Raw genomic sequence first — 3927 nt, forward strand, 5'->3', positions numbered from 1 at the left:
GGCGGGCCGGGGGACCGGGGTGACCGAGCGGAGTGCCGGCCCGGCCGGTGCCGGCGGGACCGGAACGACCGGCCCCGGGACGGCAGGGCGCACCGTGGGTGCCGGGACGACCGGCCCCGGGACCGCGCTGCGCACGGTGGGCGCCGGGGCGGGGCGCCGGGGGTCGACCACCGGGTGCGGCCGGACCGGGGCCGGCACCTCGGCCCGGACCCGGGCGGCCAGGTGGGCCCGCCGGTTCCGGGCGTCCGCCAGCCGGGCGGCGAGGTCCCGGTACGCACGGTGGGCCTGCTCGACCTGCTGGCCGAGCCCGACGATCTCCCCGTCCAGCCGGATCACCTCGGCGGCCAACGGGTACGGTGGCCGGCCGCAGCCGGAGCAGCCGACGCGCAGGTCAGCCGGTGCGCCGCAGGCGGGACAGGGGTAGCCGGTCGGGTCCACCCGGCCATCCTCGTGGCCCGACCCCCGCCCTGACCAGAGTGCGGGTACTCAGGGGCGGGTGTGCTCGACCACCCAGGCGGCGTACTCCGGGTTGCCGCTGCCCACGGTCGTGACCAGGATCTCCGGCACCTCGTACGGGTGGTTGGCGCGGAGTTGGGCGACGAGCGCGTCCACCCGGTCCGGCGCGGTCTTGAACTGCACCGACCACTCGGCGGTGGTCTCCACGTTGGACTGCCACCAGTACGTGCTGTCCACCTGCCCGCCGACCTGGGCGCAGGCCGCCAGCCGGCCGGCGACCGCCGCAGCGGCCAGCACGTCCGCCACCGAGCGGGCGTCCACCACCGTCGTCACCACGCTGATCTGCTCCACGGCAGAACCCTACGCGTCACCGTCGCGGTTGGCCGCGATCCAGTCGTCGATCCGCCCCCACCAGTCGTACAGCCAGTCGATGCGTTCCTGTCGCCCGGCCGGGACCTCCTCCGGCGGCACCGACCAGAAGCGCATCACGATGCGCTTGTCCATGGGCAGCTCACGCCAGACGTCGGCGACGGTGAGCATCTGGTCCAGGCCGGTGTGCGCCACGAAGATCACCCCGGCGTCGGGGGCCGCGTCCAGCGCGGCGAGCATCCCACCGGGTTGCGGGGCGAGCACGTGCTGCATCCGTTCGGCCCGCAGCGCCATCCGTTCGTGGCCCCGGGCGCGGAGCCGGGCGATCGCCCTCAACCGGCGACGCGGGGTGAAGTTCCCGCCCTCGGGAAAGATCACGAACGCGTCGTTGTCGTCCAGCCCGACGGCGAGGTGGCCGATCTGCTCGACCGCCGAGCCGCGACCCTCCGGGCGGGGGGCGATGAACCGGCTGGGCAGCCGGTTGAGCAGCACGTCGATCGCCGGGTCCCACTGCAGGGCGGCCTTGAGCACGATCCGGGGCTCCCGGGAGAACCAGTTCACCAGCGCGTGGATCAGGATGAACGAGTCCCCCGGGCCGGCGTGCCGGCAGAGCACCAGTTCGGGCCGGCCGGGCAGCGCGGTGTCCGGGTCGGTGCCGACGATGTCGATGCTCAGCCGCAACGTCCAGCGGGCCTGCCAGAACAGCACCCGCAGGAACGCCCCGGCCAGCACGTAGTGTGCCCGCTGGACGGCCGGGGCCCGGGTGCGCAGGCCGAAGCCGGAGCCGACCCAGAGCCCGAAGAGCGCGATCAGCGCCACCGCGTCCCAGACCAGGTAGACGGTGCCGATCCAGAGCAGCCGCAGCGGGCGCAGTCGCCCCGGCACCAGCGGGGAGGCCGCCGCGGCGACGAACGCCCAGGCCGGCAGCGTGGTCACCACCAGGAACGCCAACAGGACGACGCCCGGGGCCAGCACCAGCCGGCGGACCCAGCGCGGGGGCAACGGCATCAGCGCTCCAGGTTCGCCAGGTATCGCCGGGACGCGGTGTAGGCGCGGCTGATCCGCCGCCCCACCGCCGCCATGTCCCGGTACGCCCACGGGGTGTCGTCGCGGGGCTCCAGCCCGCCGGTGGGCAGCACGTGCACCTCCACCCCGGCGGGCAGGGCGGCCATCTCCCGGGCGAACCGGTGCCGGCGGGCGATCTCGAACGCGACCTGGGCGATCTCCCAGGGCCGGCGGGGCGGGGTCAGCTCCCGTTCGATCCGTCCCACCTGGAGGACGAAGATCCGGCCCGCCCCGGCGGCGACCGCCTCGCCGATCGGGATGGAGTTCACGATGCCCCCGTCGACGTAGTGCTGGTCGTCGATCTTGGTCGGTGGCAGCAGCCCCGGTACGGAGGCGGAGGCGAGCACCGCCGGCACCAGCGGCCCGCTGTCGAACCAGTGCTCGGCGGCGCGTTCGATGTTCGCCGCACAGCACTTGAACGGCACCCGCAGGTCGGCGAAGGTGACGTCCTCGCCGAGTTCGGACTCCAGCAGCCGGCGCAGCGGGCGCGGCGAGTGCAGGTGGGTACGCGCGGCGAACCGGCGCAGTTGCCGGGCCACCGAGTCGCCGTACACCTCGCTCGCCTCCGGCGAGGCCCAGAGCCGGACCAGCCGGTCGGTGACCGCCTCGGTCGGGTCGGCGGCCACCAGGGCACCGTTGACCGCCCCGATCGAGGTGCCGAGCACCAGGTCGGGCTGGATCCCGGCGCGGAACAGCGCCCGCAGCATGCCGACCTCGACCGCGCCGAGCACTCCCCCGCCGCCGAGCACGAACGCCACCGGACCCTGAGCCATGTCGTTCATCCTGGCACGGCCGGAAAAGGGCCCGGTCCGGGCCGGGGCCCGGGGCCCTGGTGTGCGGGGGCAGACCGGACGTTCCGGGTGGACCCGTCCGGTGCCGGGACGGCCAGACAGGTCCGGCGCTTCCGCGTCGATCATGGGACGAACCGGCCGTTGACAGCCCCGACACATTCGCGCAACCTGATACCGCCCCCACCCCCAGGCAGGTGCGAACACTGATGGCGACGCTGCAAGCCGGCAGGTTGCTGGCCCGCAGGTACCGACTCGTGGACCAGATCGGGTCCGGTGGCATGTCGGTGATCTGGCGTGCCCGGGACGAGGTGCTCGACCGGGTCGTCGCGCTGAAGGTGCTCGCCCCGTCGCTCGCCGCCGACGCCCGGTTCCGGGACATGGTCCGCGAGGAGGCCCGCGCCGCCGCCCAACTGGTGCACCCGCACGTGACCTCGGTGCACGACTACGGCGAGACGCTGTCCCCGGACGGGACGATCACCTCGTTCGTGGTGATGGAGCTGCTCACCGGCGAGGAGCTGGAGGACCGGCTCACCGAGGGGCCGCTGCCATGGTCGGAGGCGGTGGAGATCGGCGCCCAGGTGGCCGACGCGCTGGCCGCCGCGCACCGGCTCGGCATCGTGCACCGGGACATCACCCCGGCCAACGTGATGATGACCCGGGTCGGCGCGAAGGTGCTCGACTTCGGCATCGCCACCCAGGTCGGCGCCCCGGACGAGGACGAGGACGGCGGCACCTTCGGCACCCCGGCGTACGTGGCCCCGGAACGCCTGGACGGAGCCCCCGCCCAGCCGGCCACCGACATCTACTCCCTCGGCGTGCTGCTGTACGAGACCCTGACCGGGCGGGTGCCGTACCCGGCCGACACCTGGGAGGAGCTGAGCGAGGCGCTGGCCTCCGACACGACCCCACAGGTGCTCGACGTGCCCGGCCTGCCGCCCGAGGTGGCCCGTACCTGCCTGCGCTGCCTGGCCCGGGAACCCCTGGACCGGCCGACCGCGGCGCAGGTCGCCGCCGCGCTGCGCGAGCAGCTCCTCCCCGCCGACCCGCAGGCCGCCACGATGCTGGCCCCGACCGTCACGCTGCCCTCCATCGTCACCGCCCCGACCGGTGCCGCACCACCGGTACCGGCCGCTCCGGCCCCCAGCGGCGTCCCGGCACCGGTCGGGGCGGCGGGGCCGGCCCGTGCGACGGCACCTGTCGGGGCGGCTTCGCCGGCCGGGGCGACAGGGCCGGCCGGGGCGACAGG

5 protein-coding genes are annotated in these 3927 nt (G+C 75.0%); 1 reads left to right on the forward strand and 4 read right to left on the reverse strand.

Annotation, left to right across the window (positions count from 1 at the left end):
• The 4 genes from AWW66_RS34135 to AWW66_RS31675 all read right to left on the reverse strand — a co-directional run.
• The coding region (locus AWW66_RS34135; protein WP_425413318.1) for a PspA/IM30 family protein at window positions 1-438 on the reverse strand (438 nt) is incomplete at its 3' end.
• Window positions 439-486: 48 nt separating this feature from the next.
• Window positions 487-807 (reverse strand): divalent-cation tolerance protein CutA, encoded by a 321-nt coding sequence (gene cutA, locus AWW66_RS31665; protein WP_067374386.1) that lies wholly within the window; start codon window positions 805-807, stop codon window positions 487-489.
• Between the two features lie 9 nt (window positions 808-816).
• The gene (locus AWW66_RS31670) at window positions 817-1833 is read right to left on the reverse strand and encodes a 1-acyl-sn-glycerol-3-phosphate acyltransferase (protein ID WP_067374389.1); all 1017 of its coding nucleotides are present in this window, start codon (window positions 1831-1833) and stop codon (window positions 817-819) included.
• A complete protein-coding gene (locus tag AWW66_RS31675) occupies window positions 1833-2663 on the reverse strand; it encodes a patatin-like phospholipase family protein (RefSeq protein ID WP_067374391.1) in 831 nt (276 codons plus the stop codon). The genes AWW66_RS31670 and AWW66_RS31675 overlap by 1 nt, the downstream gene beginning before the upstream one ends.
• A gap of 224 nt (window positions 2664-2887) precedes the next feature.
• Here AWW66_RS31675 and AWW66_RS31680 point away from each other — a divergent pair.
• Window positions 2888-3927 (forward strand): serine/threonine-protein kinase (locus tag AWW66_RS31680; protein WP_157528285.1); only part of this gene is annotated, 1040 nt, incomplete at its 3' end.

The sequence above is a fragment of the Micromonospora rosaria genome, assembly GCF_001567585.1.
GTDB classification, from domain to species: Bacteria; Actinomycetota; Actinomycetes; order Mycobacteriales; family Micromonosporaceae; genus Micromonospora; species Micromonospora rosaria.

Coding starts and splice junctions, on each gene's coding strand:
- AWW66_RS31670 (WP_067374389.1), bottom strand. CDS start 1,833: ATGCCGTTGCCCCCGCGCTGGGTCCGCCGGCTGGTGCTGGCCCCGGGC.
- AWW66_RS31675 (WP_067374391.1), bottom strand. CDS start 2,663: ATGGCTCAGGGTCCGGTGGCGTTCGTGCTCGGCGGCGGGGGAGTGCTC.